Raw genomic sequence first — 500 nt, forward strand, 5'->3', positions numbered from 1 at the left:
TGACGTCGACGTAGTCAAGGGGATTGTCCTGTGATTCTACATCAGCGTCCACGTCCTTCCGGCCGCGACCCGGCTGGTACGGCGACGGCTCGAGTCCGAGGTGCCGGCGACGCTGCACGATGAGGATGGCGATTCCGACCACGATGCCGATGATCGCGGCCCAGACGTACGGCATCCCGAACTCGGTGAGCACCCACATGATGCCGAGGTTCGCGAGCGCACCGAGCGCCCCGATGAGGGCGAACAGCGACATCTTGCCGAAACGCAGGCGGGCGAGATGCGCAAGGAACGTCGTCCCCTGACGGATGCTCGCCTTCGACGTGCCGTGACGCCGCTCGGCGAACTCCATCGGTACCTCGGCGATGCGCAGATCGGTGCGCGCGAGGATCTCGAGAAGGATCTTGAAGCCCTGCGGCCGGAGCGTCTCGAGGTCGAGCCGGCTGCGATCGACGAGGAAGAACCCGGTCATGGGGTCGGTGCTGCGCGCGAGACGGATCGGG

At 66.2% G+C, this 500-nt stretch carries 1 protein-coding gene; it reads right to left on the bottom strand.

Translation table 11 applies throughout. From position 1 onward, the window contains the following. The coding region (locus ACI3KW_RS23270; protein ID WP_404850065.1) for a GtrA family protein at nucleotides 1-469 on the bottom strand (469 nt) is incomplete at its 3' end. Nucleotides 470-500: the final 31 nt, after the last annotated feature.

Source organism: Devosia sp. ZW T5_3 (assembly GCF_044987315.1).
Lineage (GTDB): Bacteria > Pseudomonadota > Alphaproteobacteria > Rhizobiales > Devosiaceae > Devosia.